Source organism: Acidihalobacter yilgarnensis, from assembly GCF_001753245.1.
GTDB lineage: Bacteria > Pseudomonadota > Gammaproteobacteria > DSM-5130 > Acidihalobacteraceae > Acidihalobacter > Acidihalobacter yilgarnensis.
Genome location: NZ_CP017415.1, coordinates 1,077,090 through 1,092,297 on the forward strand (window position 1 = coordinate 1,077,090; position 15,208 = coordinate 1,092,297).

The window sequence follows — 15,208 nt, forward strand, 5'->3', positions numbered from 1 at the left end:
CATTGGCATTATTGAATTGATGGCTATTTGTGGAAACAACGTTGGAGGCGATCTCACTTCAATGATTTATACAATATTTTAGCCATTTATTTCATCATGAAGAATCTTTCAGATTGTGAACCGATGTCGGGTATTGAAGTTGTTGCTTATGATGCGGCGCAACTCAGCTTGACAGCTAGGTACGGTGTGCCCTATTTGCGCTTCTATCGATATCGTCCTACTGCGTGTCTGGGGTACTCTGAAGACCTTGATCATGCGTTACGTCAAGAATTCTGTGCCGATAATGGCATCGCCATCGTAAGGCGTTTGAGTGGCGGTGACGCGCTTTATTTGGATGAAGGCCAATTATGTTGGACATTGACCGCCAAACGTGAAGACTTGTTGGGCAGTATGGATGCTGTCTTGATGAAATTGGTTCAAGGTATGGGTGAGGGTTTGAAGAAAATTTTCGTCGGCGCGAATTTCTCGAAACCGAACAGCCTGGAAGTGAATGGTAAGACATTAGGCATGGTCTATCTGGGCGAAAAGGATGATATCTGGATCGCTCATGGTGTATTGCTTGAATGCCTGGATATTGAAACACAGCTCAAGGTGCTGCGTGCGCCAAAGGAGAAATTGAATCCTGATGGTATTCTGTTGGCGGCGGCACGATTTATTACGTTGCATGAATTGATTGGGCCAGACTCAGGTGATTACGCGGGCGCGCTCTTCGCGTCACTCGCGCAATCCACTGGGCTCGCGATCAGGATAGCGCCTACGCTAGACGCTTGCGCGGATGTGATACCCGAGCATCCGCCGATGTCATATGCCAATGCTGTGTCTGCATTCCTTGTGACGCCTGGCGGCAATACATTACGTGCGACATTGAATCTGAGTTTTGACGGTTTGCGCGTCATGGGGTGCTCGCTTCACGGAGATGTATTGGTGCGCCCGAGTGGACTTTACGAATCCCTCTGCAACGATTTGGTAGGCCATCTTGTAGTGGAGCTGGATGCGTATATCAGAAGGTTTTTTGCGTGCTTCGACTGGGAAATGTTGGGTTGTGCCACAGACGATGTCGTTCGGCTTTTCAATATGGTCGTTTTGCGAAAGTCGCAGCAGGAGAAGCTCGAAATAACGGCCGACCAAGCCAATAGCCTGATGATACATGATCCTCAAGGCGACGGAGATGTGTCGGTGCTGCTGAATGTGGTCGACGCCGTATTAGTGCCTTATTGCGCGAAGCCGGTCTGGTGTAAATGGCGCCACAGGGATGGTTGCCCGGAATGTGGGATGTGCGCTGTGGGGGTCGCTTATCATCTGGCGCGTCAGCGCCATATTCCCGTCATTACAATACGCAATTTTGAACATCTTGAGTCGGTGCTGTCGGATTTCAAGGCATCGGATTCTCGGGCTTATGTGGGAATGTGTTGCAGCCATTTTTACAGGAAGCGCTATCGCGCCTTCGAGCATGCGATGATGCCTGCTCTGCTGATGGATATCAGCGGGTCTAATTGTTATGAATTGGGCCAGGAAAACCTCGCCTACGAGGGCCGATTCGAGGCCCAATCCGAAATCAACCGGTCTTTGTTGGAAAAAGTGATGGTTCAGGTGCCGCCGGCTCGGGATCAGTCCTGAATAGGGTCAGGATGTTTGACCCAATATTCTCGCTAGCATCAGATGTACCTGACGGGGCGCACCGCTACGTGCGACGATATCGGCGATCCGTTTTGTCGGAGCAGGACCAAGCAAGGTACTCAAGCGTCCTTCCCAGTCATAATCCAGGCTGTCGAGGAGATTTTTTACCGCTAGTCCCGTTTCTGTCGCCCCTTCTATGATTAATTGGCGATTGAAAAACAGGGTGTCTGGGTCCTCGGTCCGGGTTGCAAGGCGCAAGAAAACGGCCAATGTACCTCGAATACTCACCTCGCAGCGTTCGAGAGCGTCATTTGTGGAATACAGGCGCCCGTTTGCGATCAGAAAGCACCACCGATTGCCTGTATCGGTTATGGCGATGCCAATGCGTCTGCCATGCAGTTCGCGTGCTCTGGTAGTAATCGCCTGCGGTCCGATCATGAGATTGAAGACATGCGCAATCATCATGCCGTGCAACGCGTTGGGCATCGTCTTGAGTAGTAATGCGAGCGGGTATGGCGGCAAGGCGGAAGGATGTGACGTGGCGACGTTGGTGACATGAGGCATGACGATGACCCTCTGTATTGCCTGAACACATTGGCGATCATGCACTTGTGGTCGTTCGGGCCGGTTGATCTGTGTCAACCGAGAGAGGCTTGAGGCGAAGCGCGCCATGGCAAAAATACCGGGATATTGAAGCAGGCGGGATAGGAGCGCTGCCGACGGCAGCCGATCGTCAGGCAGGTACGCGGATTACATACAACAAAATCGCAAAAAAATGACAGGCGCTACCGGCGACCACGAATCCATGCCAAATGGCATGGTGATAGGGGAGTCGGCGCCACAGGTAAAAGATGGCACCGGCACTGTAGATGAGGCCTCCGAGTATCATGAGGGCAATTGCGGTGCTGGGCAGTACATGCGCGAGCGGCCCGATGGCGGCTACCGCCAGCCAGCCGAGGCAGAGATATAGAATCACCGACAGCATGCGTGAACCACCTCGCGTCGCCCATTCCCGAATGATGCCGAGCAGCGCCAGACTCCACACAACGGCAAATAGCGACCAGCCGATCTTGCCATGCAGGCTGACCAGTGCGAATGGCGTATAGGTGCCTGCGATCAGCAAGTAGATGGCACTATGATCCAGGCGTTGTAACACGTGTTTGGCACGGGGGGCGGGTATTGCGTGATAGAGCACCGATGCAAGGTAAAGTAGTACCAAGGCGGTGCCGAATATCGCTGAGGCTACGATGCGGTCCGGGCCGCCTTCCAGTGAGGCGAAGACCACGAGTACGACCAATCCCGCCAGCGCGAGTGCCAAGCCGACGCCATGAGTGACGCTATGGGCAATTTCCTCTTTCAGCGAATACCGTGATTCGAATGCCGTTGTTCGTGTCATTGCAAATCTCCCGCGCTACGCCGTTCACCGCCCGCTAATGCAGCGATGAGCACACCTGTTGCCACTTCCCTCGCCATTCAAGCCTGCCACGACAGGCGCCTGTCCTTGATGATCTGGTCATGATACGTCAGCGTCGCGCCATGCGTCAGCCGTGATGAGGCGTTGGGGGTATGTGCTACGCCGTACCTCTGAATTGGAAAGACTCGAACCAGGGGCTGATGTCTTCGCCCGCTTTGCGCCACAAGGATTCTTCTTCCGCTGCATGCTGTGGGTATCCGAATGCATCCAATATGCGCCTCGTCTGCCATGCGTAGTGGCGGACGCCCTGTTTGGCAAGCCATCGTGCAAGACGGGTCATGCCCTCGATCGTTGCGCCAGCGTAGATCGTGGTGCGTATCTCGTAGTCCAGACCGCTGCCGATGACCCCATCCAGGCTGCGCTGGAAACGCATTCCGGCACCGGGAACGCCGGTGATTTTCGAGTAGAGATCAAGTGGCGCCTTGGCGTCGAGCGCAATCCAGTCAAGGGTACTGAACAGTGACATCAGGCGCCGTGGATAAATTCCGGCGGTATGCAGGCCAGTACGAAATCCCATGGCCCGGGTTTCGATGAGGGCCGCTCCGAGTGCTGCCTGCGCAGTCGGCTCTCCACCGCTGAAAACAACCCCGTCGAGCAGACCGTGTCGGCGCTCAAGGAAGGTTTTGATCCGTGCCCAGTCGATACCTTGCCCCTTTGCGGTTGAGGCTAATTGCAGCGGGGTGTTTTGGCAGTAATCGCATCGCCAGGGGCAGCCCTGGCAGAAAACGACCGCGGCCAGGTTTCCTGGGAAATCGAGTGTGGTGAGCGGGGTGAACCCGCCTATGCGCAAGGTTTCCACTGCGCGGACACTTTTGTGGCAATTCGTTCAGAGGTTGCCGGCTCGCGGAAGTGTTGCCGCTGCGCATGCTCGGACTGTTTGCCTGGATTGAATTCAGAGACGGGGCGGTGGTAGCCCATCACGCGCGTCCACACCTCACAGCGCTGCCGCTCGGCGTCGCTCAGCGAATCGATTTTGTCGATGTGCATATGTTTTTCTCCTTGTTACTTGTCGATGTGGCAGCGCGGTTAATGTGCCGTCATGCGCTTGTGCGCCAGGCGTTCTTCGTCGCAGCGGGGGCAGAATTCGTGCTCGCCGGCCAGATAGCCGTGTTTGGGGCAAATGGAGAAGGTGGGTGTAATCGTGAGGTAGGGCACTCTGAAGCGCTCCAAGGCACGCCGCACGATCCGCTTGCAGGCCTCCGCACTTGAGATACGTTCGTTCATGTAGAGGTGAAGTACCGTCCCCCCGGTATAACGTTGTTGAAGCGCTTCTTGGCGTTCGAGCGCATCGAAGGGATCATCCGTGAAGCCCACCGGGAGCTGGCTCGAATTGGTGTAATACGGTTTTTCTGGCGTGCCCGCCTGCAGGATGCCCGGCAGGCGTTTACGATCTTCCTTGGCGAAGCGGTAGGTCGTACCCTCTGCCGGCGTTGCTTCAAGGTTGTAGAGATGACCGGTTTCTTCCTGGAAGGCGACGATGCGCGCGCGCACATGATCCAGCACCCGGCAGGCGAAGGCATGGCCCCAATCGCTGGTGATGTCTTGCGAGTCGCCGGTGAAATTGCGAATCATCTCGTTGATGCCATTAATGCCAAGGGTGGAAAAATGGTTGCGCAGAGTGCCGAGATAACGCTTCGTGTAGGGGAACAGTCCTTCATCGATGAATCGTTGAATGACCTTGCGTTTGATCTCCAGGCTGGCCTTGCCGAGTTCGAGCAAGGTGTCCAGCCGCATGAGGAGTTCAGTTTCGTCGCCACAATATAAATAACCCAGGCGCGCGCAGTTGATGGTGACGACGCCGATGGAGCCGGTTTGTTCGGCGGAGCCGAATAAACCGTTCCCGCGTTTGAGCAGCTCGCGCAGATCGAGTTGGAGTCGGCAGCACATCGATCGGACCATGTGCGGTTCGAGATCGGAATTGAGGAAGTTCTGAAAATACGGCAGTCCGTATTTCGCCGTCATTTCGAACAGGCGTGTGGCGTTTTCGGATGCCCACGGAAATTCCGGCGTAATGTTGTAGGTGGGGATGGGGAAGGTGAAGACGCGGCCCTTGGCGTCACCGCGGGTCATGACATCGATATAGGCGCGGTTGATGAGGTCCATCTCCGGGACCAGTTCGCCGTAGGTGAAAGGCATTTCCTCGCCGCCGATCACCGGGTGCTGCGTGGCAAGATCGGCGGGACAGACCCAATCGAAGGTGAGGTTGGTGAAGGGGGTTTGGGTGCCCCAGCGCGAGGGGACGTTGAGGTTGAACACAAGCTCCTGTATGTGCTGATGTACGGTTTCGTAGGTGAGCGCATCTTTGCGCACAAACGGCGCAAGGTAGGTATCGAAGGAACTGAACGCCTGTGCGCCCGCCCATTCGTTCTGCAACGTGCCGAGGAAATTCACCATTTGTCCAACCGCGCTCGACAGGTGCCGGGGCGGACCCGCCTCGACTTTTCCAGGGACGCCATTGAGCCCTTCGGCCAACAAGGTGCGTAGCGACCAGCCCGCGCAGTAGCCCGAGAGCATATCGAGGTCGTGAATGTGCAAATCGGCATTGCGGTGGGCCTCGCCGATTTCGGGTGGATAGACGTGACTGAGCCAGAAATTTGCGATGACCTTGCCTGAGACATTCAAGATCAAACCGCCCAGCGAGTAGCCTTGATTGGCGTTGGCGTGGACGCGCCAGTCCGCGCGGGTCAGATATTCCTGTACCGAGGATTCCACATCGATCAGCGTCTTGCGATCCTCGCGCAATCGCCGGTGTTGTTCGCGATAGACGGCATAGGCGCGCGCGACGGCATAGTATTCGGCACGCATCAGTGCCAATTCGATCTGATCCTGGATGTATTCGATGTGCGCGCCGCCATCGTGCGACAGGCGCCGCTCAAGGGCGCGCGTTACCGCGTCGGTCAATGCCTGGAGCGTGTTGTCTTGGCCGCTGGGAAGTGTGTTAACAGGGCCGGCGGCTAGAAATGCCTTCGTAATGGCAGTTTTGATTTTCGACGGATTGAAGGTCGAAAGTCGGCCATCTCGATGAATGACTTTGTAGGCTGCTTGCGGTGGATGGACGGGTGCTTCTTTGCTGCGTGCGGGTGTCCCGGTGCGGGATTGGGTTGTCGTGGCATCGATGTTCATGGCGCCTCCTGAGTCGGACTCATCTGGAGCGGGCGCCTACGCGGGCTGGGGTCAAGGGGTGACTCGGTGCCGAGTTGCACCAGCCGACTCCTTCACGCGAAGTCATGGGTCGCGAAGGCTTGCTTATCTCGCGAGACGGGTCACGATTCAATCGCGCGAAGCGAGATTGGCGCGGGAGTGTGGCCTGTGCCCGGTCTGCGTGAGGAATCGGCGGGCATGCCGGCTTCCTTTCGATGATGGCACTGTATGTTGTGCTTCATTGTCAGATTGAGCACAACATATGCCTCATCCGCCTGAGTGTCAACGTCGCGTGAGCGCGCGCTGGTGGGCCGGGATTCGCAGCTATTGCAGCAGCCGTTCAAAATCGGCAGCGGGTAGGGGCTTCGAGAAAAGATAGCCCTGCCCATAGTCGCAACCGATGTCCATCAGTAGCCGGCACTGTCCCTCAGTCTCCACGCCCTCGGCGATGACCTTGAGCCCGAGCTTGTGTGCCATGATCACGATGGCTTCGGATAAGGCTAGGTCGTTGGGTTCGGTTTCGAGGTTGCGGATGAACGACTGGTCGATTTTCAGGTAATCGATATCGAAGCGCTTGAGGTAGGACAGCGCCGAATAGCCGGTACCGAAGTCGTCGATGGCGACCTGGATGCCCGCATCGCGGAACCCGAGGAGCTTGTCGGTGACCTCGGGATGAGCATTGAGCAACAGGCCTTCGGTAATCTCGATGCTCAGGTGACTTTCGGCCACGCCGAGGGCGCACAGATGCGTCAACCAGTCGTCGATGACCAGGGCCTCGCTCTGGAACTGCAGTGGTGACATATTGACCGAAATTTGCAGGTCGCTATCCGTATTCTGCGTCCAGCGACTTGCCCAGTAGGCGGCCTCGCGAAACACCCAGTCGCCGATTTCGATGATCAGGCCGGTTTCCTCGGCGAGTGGGATGAATTCGGCTGGACTGATCGTGCCCTGTTCGGGGTGTTGCCAGCGCAGCAGGGCTTCTGCCTTGATGATCCGCCGGCTCGTTAGCTCGATGATCGGTTGGAAATGAAGCGCAAGCTGCCGGCTCGGTAGCGCGGTACGCAAGTCGTTGATCAGTCTCAGGCGATGTTGCGCGGATTCCTGCAAAGCCTGGGTGAAGTAGCTCAAGCGATTGCGACCGGCGTTTTTGGCGGCGTACATGGCTTGATCGGCGTTGCGCAGGAGCTGCTCGAGATCGGTCGAGTCATCGGGATAGAGGGTAATGCCGACGCTGGCGGTAATGTAGGCCGAGTCAGAGCCGAAGGTGAAGGGCACCGATACGGCTGCGATGATGTGTTGAGCGATGCGCTCTGCGTCACGGGTGTCGGCCAGCTGGGTAAGAATTACGGTGAATTCGTCACCGCCGAGCCGCGCGACGGTATCGGATTCGCGGACGCACGCACCGATGCGTTCGGCGGCCTCGATCAGGAGGAGATCGCCGATCGGATGCCCGAGGGTGTCGTTGACTTCTTTGAAACGGTCCAGATCGATAAACAGCAGGGCAAGCAGCGAACCTTCACGATGTGCCTTGCGGATTTCCTGCTCCAGGCGGTCATGGAACATGTAACGATTGGGGAGTTCGGTGAGGAAGTCGAAGTTGGCCTGTCGCCAGATCAGTTCGTCGGAACGGACCTTGTCGGTGATGTCCGAGCCGAGCGCGACATAGCGCAAGACCTCGCCCGTTTCGTCTCGGATGGTGTTGATGGTCAGCCAGGAAGGAAAAATTTCGCCATTTTTACGGCGATTCCAGAGCTCGCCTTGCCACAGTCCTTCGCGGGCGATCGCTTGCCACATGAGTCGGTAGAATTCCGGGTCATGCCGGCCAGAACGCAGGATTCTGGGGTTTTTACCAAGGATTTCACTGAGTTCGTAACCGCTCACCTTGGTAAAGGCGGGGTTGATGGCGATGATGCGGTTGTCGGCATCGGTCACCAGCATGGCTTCACTACTGCTGCGATAAATCAACGATGCGAGGTGACGCTCATCTTCTGCGCGCCGACGCTCGATGGCGATGCCCATCAAATTGGCCGCGCTTTCGATAATGGCAATTTCGTGTGTGCCCGGTGCACAGGGGTGGTGGTGATAGATTGCAAAGGTGCCGAGCACGCCGCCGCCGGCTGCGCGAATGGGTTCTGACCAGCAGGCTGCGAGGCCGGCGCGCTCTGCGAGCTCTCGGAACGCGCCACTCCAGTTGGGGTGCGTGGCGATGTTTTCCACCACGACCCGTTTTCCGCTATGGGCGGCTGCGCCGCAGGAACCGATGCCGGGGCCGATGCGCAGGCCGTTGACGGCCCCGTTATAAAAGCCGGGTAGACTGGGCGCTGCGCCGGTATGCAGTGTTTCGCCGCGCTCATCGAGCAGCAGGATCGAGCACATCATGCCAGGGTTGCTGGATTCTACGTCGCGGATGAATGCAGGCATCAGTTCGCTAAGCGGGATGCCCTTGGCGACCCGTTCGAGGGCTTGTTCGCGCAGGCGATCGCGCGCCTCGGCCTGCTTGCGAGAACTGATGTCCTCTACCAGTGAGACCACATAGGCAAGGCTGCCATCGTCGTTGCGTATCGCGCGCGCGGCGAGATGCGCATGCAGAATGCCGCCTTCTTTGCGCAGGAAGCGTTTGTCCAGGGTGTATTCGTCGATTTCCCCGTTCTGTAGACGCGTGAACAGGGTTTCGTTGGCCTGCAGATCATCGGGGTGGGTCAGGGAGGACCAGGTCCGGCCGGCCAGTTCCTCGCGGGTATAACCAAGCATGTCGCACAGAGCCTGATTGGCCTCCAGCCACCCGCGATCCGGCAGCGTTGCTGCCATGCCCACCATGGAGCGTTCGAAGTAGGCACGGAAGTGTCGCTCACTGGTTGCCAGTGCCTCGATGGCGGTCTGACGCCCATTTTCCCGGTCGAAATTATCGAGGGCGAAGCTGATGTCACGCGCCATCTCGTCGAGCAGGGCGATGGTTTCTTCGTCGAAGAAATCCTCGACGGCATGGTAGACCCCGAGCATGGCAAAGGGTTTGCCGCCGCGTTGAATCGGGAAGGAGCCGCTGCTGTTCCAGCCGAAGCGTCTGGCCTGGTCGCGCCAGGGGGTAGTGATCGGGTCGGCGAGATAGTGATTGATGATGACCGGCTGGCCATGACGGAAGGCTATGGCCGCCGGCCCTCGGCCTTCGGGCAGGGTATCCAGGACCGAAATGGTGATGTTCTCAAGATATTCGATGCCGGTGCCGTATGCCTGTATCGGAATGAGGTGGTCAGTCGCCGGCTCGTGCTGCCCGATCCAGGCCATACGCGCGCCCCCGAATTCGACCGCGACGCGGCAGACGAGCGGGAACAGTTCCGATTCCTCGCTCATGCGCACGATGGCCTGATTGATCTCGCTGAGCGCCTTGTACACCTGGGTAAGCCGCAGGATGCGGGCGGGCGACGGCGTTTCTGCCAGCCGTGTGGATCTATCGTCGCTCACGCCAAACCTCTCGAGTAGTGGGTAACACCAATGATCAGTCGAAGTTATGCCCCATCAGTTTGATGGTTTTAGGCTGGAGTGCAAGCGATGACGTGCTTTAAGGTTGGGCATATGAGGGCGGTGCCTCCGTTATGCGGCTGCGGCACTCGCTGAGCAGGGTTAAATAAGGAAGGTGGGCGCGGAAGAGTCTTTTCCCTTTATCGATGTCGTGAGACAGGAGGGCCGTGTCGATGGCGATGCGGTCGAGATGCGGCGCGAAGCGGTGAATGAAATCGTACATCGGCGGGCTGAGCACCAGTCCGCGCCGCAGCCCGATACTGGTGACTTCGTCCTGAAACAGATGCCGGATGTCGATGCAGGCCAGATCGGTGTCGCGTATGGGTTCGTAGGCCATGCGGGCGATGATGCCGACGCCCAGGCCGCTCCGGACGTATGTCTTGATGACCTCGGCATCCGTCGCCGTGAGGACTAGGTTGGGTTCGAGGCGCCGCCGCGCGAAGGCCGAGGTCATTTTGGAGCGATCGGTGAAGCTGAAAACATAAGTGACCAGCGGGTAGCTGGCGAGGTCTTCCAGTGTCGGTCGTTGGATCTGAGCCAGCGGATGGTCTTTGGGCACGACCACGGCTCGATTCCACAGATAGCAGGGAAACAGAACCAACTCATCGAAGTTTTCAAGACCCTCGGTGGCGATGGCGATATCCACCTTGCCGGCCACCGCCAGCGCTGCGATTTGATCCGGCGTGCCCTGGTGCAGGTTCAACCTGACGGCGGGGTAACGTGCGCGAAAGGCGGAAATAACGTCCGGCAACGCGTAGCGGGCCTGGGTATGCGTGGTGGCGATCGACAGGGTGCCGGTGCCCGGTGAGGTCAGTTCCTGCGCGGTGCGTCGTGTGTTGTCAACCTCGTGTTGTATGCGTTCAAGGTAGGGCAGGATGCCACGCCCGAATGCCGTCAGGCAGGTGAACTGACGCCCACTGCGTTCGAAGATTTGAGCCCCGAGTTCATCCTCGATCTGGCGGATCTGTTTGCTCACGCCTGGTTGCGAGGTGAATAGCGCCTCGGCGGCTGCGGACACATTCAGCCCGTTGCGCGCCACCGTGCAGACATATTGAATCTGTCTGAGTTTCATGCGAGCCCCTTGCGTGTATGGAGCCTGATTGGGTGAATGACTGCGACGATTCGCGCTTTTTATCTTATTCCAGAAAAGAATGTGTTGGTAAATATTTGTTCTTTGTATCGAATAAGTGCGTCTTGCTAATGTCGCTCCGTCCCGTAGCGATGTGATCGTCGCGGGCCCGATCGACAAGCCGTAGGAGCATGTATGTCCCCTTTGCCGAATACCCTGCCACGCAAAATAGACGGCGTGGTCGAGACTTTACGGGCTGCTGTGCGCGAGATTGCACCCGTGGCATTTGCCAACAGTTTGGGTGCCGAGGATATGGTCCTCGCGGATTTGATCTACCGTTATATTCCTGAAATCAATGATTTCACGCTGGATACCGGGCGCTTGCCGGCGGAAACCTATGAGCTGCTTGAGGTCGTCCGCCAGCGCTACGGGCGTGCGCCACGAGTTTATTTTCCCCGCACAGAAGCGGTCGAGCGCTACGTGTCCGAGTCGGGGCCGAATGCGTTTCGCGGTAGTGTGGAGTTACGAGTCCGCTGCTGCGAGATTCGCAAGGTCGAGCCGTTACGCAGAGCCCTGCAAGGCTATGGTGCCTGGGTGACGGGACTTCGACGCGGGCAGGCATTGACGCGCCAAACCCTCGACGATCGGGTGTGGGACGGCGTTAACGGTCTGTACAAGATTAACCCGCTGGCGGATTGGCAGGAGGCGGAAGTCTGGGCCTACATCCGGGCACATCGCGTGCCTTATAACGCCTTACACGACAAACATTATCCCAGCATCGGCTGCGCGCCGTGCACACGCGCCATCGCTCAGGGTGAAGACGTGCGGGCCGGGCGCTGGTGGTGGGAGCAACCAGAATCACGGGAATGCGGATTACACCGTTCCCAGACAGGGCGGCAGGCGTGATGAGTCGTGCCAGCGGCGCGGTCTCGATTCCGCATAACAACCCGACACCGATCCTCGACGCGCATTTGTACGGTGAGTTACGACGCTTAGCCGGTGCGCTCAATATGGAACAGCGGCTGTGGGCGAGCGGATATCTCGCCGGACTGCAGGGGGTGGAGGCAAGCGAGGAGGTCGCCGCGGAGCCACTGTCTGTCACCTTTCTGTACGGTTCGCAAACGGGGACCGGCGCTGCTCTGGCGAGCCGGTTGGCGCAGCGTGCGCGCGAGCGAGGTCTCGCGGTCGAGGTCGAGGACATGCAGCGCTACCGCCGTGCGCGTTTGCATGAGGATCGCAATTTATTGCTGATCGTGAGCACGCACGGCGATGGCGATCCACCCGATGGCGCGCAGGCATTGTACGCGTGGCTCACCGGGCCACGCGCGCCGCGCCTGGATGATACGCGTTATGCGGTGCTGGCCCTGGGCGACGCGAGCTATCCGCGTTTCTGTCAGACCGGCCGAGTATTCGACGCGGCACTGGCCGCTGCGGGCGCGGCGCGTATCGCCGAGCGGGTTGATTGCGATCTCGATTACGAAGTTGCGGCCCAGGTTTGGCTGGAGCAGGTCCTCGATACGCTGTGCCCAGTTGAGGGCGAGAAGGGCAGCGTGACGCCGCTATCTTCTGTCAGACCGGGTACGACGGTAACGCGTCTGCAACCATTTTCGGCGTCCTTGATCGAGAAGATTCGTCTGACCGGAAGCGCTTCAGAGCGCGAGGTGTGGCATCTGGAGCTGGATATCACGGGTGCGCCGCTCGATTTCTCGCCGGGCGACAGTCTGTCGATATTGCCGGCAAACCCGCCGGAATTGGTTGAGGCGCTGACCGCACGTCTCGGTTTCGATGGGCGCGAGATGGTGAGCACGCCCCGAGGTGATCACGCGCTCGCCGAAGCATTGACCCGGCACTACGAAATTACGCGTCTGACGCGGCCGTTTCTGATGCAGTATGCCGCGCTTGCCGGCGCACCGGCGCTGTGCGATCTGCTGGCAGACAGCGATGCGCTAGCCGCATGGATGGTGGGGCGCGACGTGCTCGATGCCATCGAGATCTACCCGGTACGCGATGTCGATGCCCAGCGCTTCGTCGAGTGCCTGCGCGGGCTTGCGCCTCGGCGTTATTCCATCGCTTCCAGTCTGCTGGCCTATCCCGGCGAGGTCCATCTGACGGTTGCGCCTGTGCGCTACACGCGTCATGGGCGCGCGCGTTTCGGCGTAGCTTCCACGCAGCTAGCTGATCGGTTCACCGATGGCGATACCGTGTCGGTATTCGTCGAGGGCGCCACGTCCTTCCATCTCCCAGAGGCGGCCGATTGCCCGATCATCATGATAGGTGCCGGTACCGGCATAGCGCCCTACCGCGCCTTTCTGCAAGCGCGCGAGGCGATGGGGGCCGCCGGTCGGAACTGGTTGTTTTTCGGCGATCGTAATCGGCGTACGGATTTTCTCTATCAGCGCGAGTGGCTGCAATGGCTAGACGATGGGCGACTCACACGGCTGGATGTCGCCTTTTCGCGTGATCAACCGAGCAAGGTTTACGTGCAGGATCGCCTGCGCGAGCACTCCGCCGAAGTGTATGCCTGGCTGGAAGAAGGCGCGGTGCTCTATGTCTGCGGCGCGGAGCGCATGGGGCACGATGTGCACCAGGCATTGATCGAACTGGTCGGCACGGCTGGTGGTCTGTCTGCGGACAAGGCCCAGGCTTATGTCGAGGACCTCAAGCACTCGGGGAGATACCGCCGCGATGTCTACTGAAAAACCGCTATCGGACGTCGAACGCGTCAAGACGGCCAGCCGGGGTCTGCGCGGCAGTCTCGTCGAGAGCCTGACGTTGGGCTACACCGGTGCCATCAAGATCGACGACACGCAGGTGATCAAGTTCCACGGCATCTACCAGCAGGACGACCGCGATGTACGCGCCGAACGGCAGCGTCAGAAGCTCGAACCGCTATACCAGTTCATGGCTCGTCTGCGACTGCCGGGCGGTGTGCTCAATGCCACTCAGTGGTTGGCATTGAGCGCGATTGCGCGTGCCCATGGCAACGCCAGTCTGCGCATCACCAGCCGCCAGAGCATCCAGTTCCACGGCTTGTTCAAAGGCGACATCAAGCCGGCACTACAAGATCTCGAACGTGCCTTGTTGGATACGATCAGCGCCTGCGGCGACATCAACCGAAACGTCATTGCCTGCGCCAATCCCGGTCGTTCACCGCTCTACGGCGAGGTGTACGGCTGGGCGCGGAAGATCGCCACGCACTTGCTGCCGCGGTCGCGCGCTTACCACGAGATATGGCTCGATGGTGAGCCAGCGGCGCAGCCGGAGGCCGAGCCTTTGTACGGTTCGAGCTATCTGCCGCGTAAATTCAAAATCGCAATCGCCATACCGCCGTCCAACGATGTCGACGTGTTTGCCCATGACCTTGGCCTTGTCGCCATTGAGGCGGAAGGCTGCCTGACGGGTTTCAATGTGGCCGTCGGCGGCGGGCTCGGCCGCAGCCATGCGAATCCGGCGACTTATGCGCGGGTGGCCGACGTGATCGGTTTTTGCACGCCGGATCAGGTGCTTGCCGTGACCGAGGCCGTGGTTGCCGTCCAGCGTGATCACGGCAATCGCAGCGACCGTGCCCAGGCTCGGCTCAAGTACACCATCGATCGCATGGGTCTTCGCACCTTCGTCGCCGAGGTGGCGCGGCGCAGCGGCTTCGACCTTTCGCCTGCGCGACCTGCGCGCTTCATCACTTCGGGTGATGATTTCGGTTGGGTCGAGCATTTCGACGGCACGGCCTGCCTGACGCTTTACGTCCCCGGTGGGCGTCTCGTTGATGGCGGTCAGGATCATCTGTCGCTGAGCGCCTTAGATACGCTGGTCCGCGCACATGCCGGCGAACTGCGCCTGACCTGCAACCAGAATCTGGCGTTGGTCGGCGTGACGCCAGCGGCTCGCCCGCGTATCGAGGCGCTGCTCGCACAGCATGCACTCGATCTCGCGCCGCGCCGCACGCCGCTGGAGACTGGCGCCATGGCATGTGTGGCGCTGCCGACCTGTCCGCTGGCGATGGCCGAGAGCGAGCGTTACCTACCCGTGTTGTTGACGCGTTTGAATGCATTGTTGGGCGACTACGGCCTGGAGCGGGAAGCGCTGTCGCTACGCATGACCGGTTGCCCCAATGGTTGTGCTCGGCCGTATCTCGCCGAGATTGGCCTGGTCGGCAAGGCACCCGGCCGTTACGACCTTCATCTCGGTAGTGACCGGGCAGGGACCCGATTGAATACGCGGGTGCGCGAATCGCTGGACGAAGATGAACTGGTCGAGGTCTTACGCCCGCTGCTCGCCCGTTTCGCCGGCGAGCGTTTGCCGGGTGAGGCCTTCGGCGACTTTCTTCACCGCCTCGATCTGATCGAGGTCATCGACCCACGGGCAGTCGTGCCCAACAAGCACAAGGAATAACC

General features: G+C 59.1%; 11 protein-coding genes. 4 read left to right on the forward strand and 7 right to left on the reverse strand.

Going from position 1 to position 15,208, the window contains the following annotated elements; translation table 11 throughout:
- The first annotated feature begins 27 nt into the window (after positions 1 to 27).
- Positions 28 to 1,617 (forward strand): lipoate--protein ligase family protein, encoded by a 1,590-nt coding sequence (locus BI364_RS05090; protein WP_156782630.1) that lies wholly within the window; start codon positions 28 to 30, stop codon positions 1,615 to 1,617.
- Between the two features lie 6 nt (positions 1,618 to 1,623).
- Here BI364_RS05090 and ubiT read toward each other — a convergent pair whose 3' ends face one another.
- The 7 genes from ubiT to cysB form a co-directional block, all read right to left on the reverse strand.
- Positions 1,624 to 2,289 (reverse strand): ubiquinone anaerobic biosynthesis accessory factor UbiT, encoded by a 666-nt coding sequence (gene ubiT / locus BI364_RS05095; protein WP_197495883.1) that lies wholly within the window; start codon positions 2,287 to 2,289, stop codon positions 1,624 to 1,626.
- Positions 2,290 to 2,350: 61 nt separating this feature from the next.
- A complete protein-coding gene (trhA, locus tag BI364_RS05100; protein ID WP_070077825.1) occupies positions 2,351 to 3,013 on the reverse strand; it encodes a PAQR family membrane homeostasis protein TrhA in 663 nt (220 codons plus the stop codon).
- A 175-nt stretch (positions 3,014 to 3,188) separates the two neighbouring features.
- Positions 3,189 to 3,890 (reverse strand): anaerobic ribonucleoside-triphosphate reductase activating protein, encoded by a 702-nt coding sequence (locus BI364_RS05105; protein WP_083251172.1) that lies wholly within the window; start codon positions 3,888 to 3,890, stop codon positions 3,189 to 3,191.
- Positions 3,872 to 4,078, reverse strand: a complete 207-nt coding sequence (gene nrdD / locus BI364_RS19100) for an anaerobic ribonucleoside-triphosphate reductase (RefSeq protein ID WP_197495884.1) — start codon at positions 4,076 to 4,078, stop codon at positions 3,872 to 3,874. Before nrdD ends, BI364_RS05105 begins: the two co-directional genes overlap by 19 nt.
- A gap of 39 nt (positions 4,079 to 4,117) precedes the next feature.
- Positions 4,118 to 6,214, reverse strand: a complete 2,097-nt coding sequence (locus tag BI364_RS05115) for a ribonucleoside triphosphate reductase (protein ID WP_083251173.1) — start codon at positions 6,212 to 6,214, stop codon at positions 4,118 to 4,120.
- Between the two features lie 342 nt (positions 6,215 to 6,556).
- Positions 6,557 to 9,691 carry a bifunctional diguanylate cyclase/phosphodiesterase gene (locus BI364_RS05120; protein WP_083251174.1) on the reverse strand — a complete coding sequence of 1,045 codons (3,135 nt, stop codon included), beginning with the start codon at positions 9,689 to 9,691 and terminating at the stop codon, positions 6,557 to 6,559.
- 97 nt (positions 9,692 to 9,788) lie between these two features.
- The gene (gene cysB / locus BI364_RS05125; protein ID WP_070077826.1) at positions 9,789 to 10,820 is read right to left on the reverse strand and encodes an HTH-type transcriptional regulator CysB; all 1,032 of its coding nucleotides are present in this window, start codon (positions 10,818 to 10,820) and stop codon (positions 9,789 to 9,791) included.
- Between the two features lie 192 nt (positions 10,821 to 11,012).
- Between cysB and BI364_RS05130 the strand changes: the two genes are divergently transcribed.
- From BI364_RS05130 to BI364_RS05140, 3 genes are read left to right on the forward strand one after another with little or no spacing between them, the layout of a single operon-like run.
- Complete coding sequence (locus tag BI364_RS05130; protein WP_070077827.1) at positions 11,013 to 11,723, forward strand: phosphoadenylyl-sulfate reductase; 711 nt, start codon at positions 11,013 to 11,015, stop codon at positions 11,721 to 11,723.
- Positions 11,723 to 13,513, forward strand: coding sequence for a diflavin oxidoreductase (locus BI364_RS05135; RefSeq protein WP_083251175.1), 1,791 nt, complete (start codon positions 11,723 to 11,725; stop codon positions 13,511 to 13,513). Before BI364_RS05130 ends, BI364_RS05135 begins: the two co-directional genes overlap by 1 nt.
- The gene (locus tag BI364_RS05140) at positions 13,464 to 15,206 is read left to right on the forward strand and encodes an NADPH-dependent assimilatory sulfite reductase hemoprotein subunit (RefSeq protein WP_407639333.1); all 1,743 of its coding nucleotides are present in this window, start codon (positions 13,464 to 13,466) and stop codon (positions 15,204 to 15,206) included. Before BI364_RS05135 ends, BI364_RS05140 begins: the two co-directional genes overlap by 50 nt.
- The last annotated feature ends 2 nt before the right edge of the window (positions 15,207 to 15,208 follow it).

What these genes read in the sequence shown, in the direction of transcription:
- BI364_RS05135 (WP_083251175.1), top strand. Translation starts at nt 11,723, where the DNA reads ATGAGTCGTGCCAGCGGCGCGGTCTCGATTCCGCATAACAACCCGACA.
- BI364_RS05115 (WP_083251173.1), bottom strand. Translation starts at nt 6,214, where the DNA reads ATGAACATCGATGCCACGACAACCCAATCCCGCACCGGGACACCCGCA.
- trhA (WP_070077825.1), bottom strand. Translation starts at nt 3,013, where the DNA reads ATGACACGAACAACGGCATTCGAATCACGGTATTCGCTGAAAGAGGAA.
- BI364_RS05130 (WP_070077827.1), top strand. Translation starts at nt 11,013, where the DNA reads ATGTCCCCTTTGCCGAATACCCTGCCACGCAAAATAGACGGCGTGGTC.
- ubiT (WP_197495883.1), bottom strand. Translation starts at nt 2,289, where the DNA reads ATGGCGCGCTTCGCCTCAAGCCTCTCTCGGTTGACACAGATCAACCGG.
- cysB (WP_070077826.1), bottom strand. Translation starts at nt 10,820, where the DNA reads ATGAAACTCAGACAGATTCAATATGTCTGCACGGTGGCGCGCAACGGG.
- nrdD (WP_197495884.1), bottom strand. Translation starts at nt 4,078, where the DNA reads ATGCACATCGACAAAATCGATTCGCTGAGCGACGCCGAGCGGCAGCGC.
- BI364_RS05140 (WP_407639333.1), top strand. Translation starts at nt 13,464, where the DNA reads ATGTCGAGGACCTCAAGCACTCGGGGAGATACCGCCGCGATGTCTACT.